The sequence below is a fragment of the Novosphingobium album (ex Hu et al. 2023) genome (assembly GCF_022832385.1).
GTDB classification, from domain to species: Bacteria; Pseudomonadota; Alphaproteobacteria; order Sphingomonadales; family Sphingomonadaceae; genus Novosphingobium; species Novosphingobium album.
On sequence record NZ_JALHLE010000066.1, the window covers coordinates 1 to 1,916 of the forward strand.

The 1,916-nt window shown below is 66.0% G+C and carries 1 protein-coding gene; it reads left to right on the top strand.

What is annotated here, in order from left to right; genetic code table 11:
* Window positions 1-18 precede the first annotated feature (18 nt).
* The coding region (gene acs / locus MTR64_RS21210; RefSeq protein WP_243996569.1) for an acetate--CoA ligase at window positions 19-1,916 on the top strand (1,898 nt) is incomplete at its 3' end.

Genomic DNA, 1,916 nt, shown 5'->3' on the forward strand with positions numbered 1-1,916 from the left:
CGGAGAGGAGAAAGAGGAATGAGCGAGGCGATATATCCGGTCCCTGGTGCGTGGTCTGAAGGCGCGCTGATCGACAACGATCGCTACCTGGAGATGTACGCGCGCTCGGTGTCTGACCCGGAGGGGTTCTGGCGCGAGGAAGCGCAGCGGATCGACTGGATCAAGCCGTTCAGCGTGGTCAAGCAGACGAGCTTCAACGAGGCCGACTTCGGCATTTCGTGGTTCACTGACGGGACTCTGAACCTCTCGGCCAACTGCCTCGACCGGCATCTGGCCGAGCGCGGCGATGCGATTGCGATCCTGTGGGAACCGGATGATCCGAAGAACCCGGAACGCCGCATCACCTACCGCGAACTGCACGAGCAGGTCTGCCGCTTTGCCAACCTGCTGAAGAGCCGCGGCGTCCGGAAAGGCGAGCGGGTCACGATCTACCTGCCGATGGTGCCCGAGGCGGCCGTCGCCATGCTCGCCTGCGCGCGGATCGGCGCGATCCACTCGATCGTCTTTGCCGGATTCTCCCCCGATGCGCTGGCAGGCCGCATCACCGACTGCGACAGCCGCGTGGTGCTCACCGCCGACGAAGGGCTGCGCGGGGGCAAGAAGGTTCCGCTGAAAGCCAATGTCGATGAGGCGCTGGCGCAGTGCGATGGCGTCGATACCGTGATCGTGCTCGAGCACACCGGCGCGGGCGTGCCGATGCATGATGGCCGCGACGTGGACTGGGCCAGTGCGGTCGCGCAGCAGAGCGCCGAATGCGCGCCCGAGGAGATGAATGCGGAAGACCCGCTGTTCATCCTCTACACCTCGGGTTCGACCGGCAAGCCCAAGGGCGTGCTCCACACTACCGGGGGCTACTCGGTCTGGGCCTCGATGACGCACGAATACGTCTTCGATTACCGCCCGGGCCAGATCTACTGGTGCGCCGCCGACATCGGCTGGGTCACCGGCCACAGCTACGTGGTCTACGGCCCGCTGATGAACGGGGCGACCACGGTGATGTTCGAGGGCGTGCCTAACTTCCCCGATCCCAGCCGGTTCTGGCAGGTGGTCGACAAGTTCGATGTCGAGATCTTCTACGGCGCCCCCACCGCGCTGCGCGCGCTGATGCGCGAAGGCGACGACTGGGTGAAGAAGACCTCCCGCAAGAGCCTGCGCCTGCTCGGTTCGGTGGGCGAGCCGATCAACCCGGAAGCCTGGGAATGGTATCACAAGGTGGTGGGCGAGGGGCGCTGCCCGATCGTCGACACCTGGTGGCAGACCGAGACCGGCGGCGTGATGATCACGCCGCTGCCCGGCGCCACCGCGCTCAAGCCCGGCTCGGCCACGCGCCCGATGTTCGGCGTGCAGCCCATGCTGCTCGACAACGATGGTGCCGAGATCACGGGCCCCGGCGACGGCTGCCTGGTCATCACGGACAGCTGGCCCGGCCAGATGCGCACCGTGTGGGGCGATCATGAGCGCTTCTTCCAGACCTATTTCAGCACTTTCAAGGGCACCTACTTCACCGGCGACGGCTGCCGCCGCGACGAGGACGGCTACTACTGGATCACCGGGCGCATCGACGACGTGATCAACGTCTCGGGCCACCGCATGGGCACGGCCGAGATCGAGAGTGCGCTGGTCGCGCACCACAAGGTTGCGGAAGCCGCCGTTGTGGGGATGCCGCACGAGATCAAGGGGCAGGGCATCTACGCCTTCGTCACCTGCAATGCCGAAGTCGAACCCGACGAGGCGCTGCGCAAGGAACTGGTCCAGTGGGTCCGCCACGAGATCGGCCCGATCGCCACCCCCGACGTGATCCAGTTCGCGCCCGGCCTGCCCAAGACCCGCTCGGGCAAGATCATGCGCCGCATCCTCCGCAAGATCGGCGAGAACGACTTCTCCAACCTCGGCGACACCTCAACCCTTGCAGATCC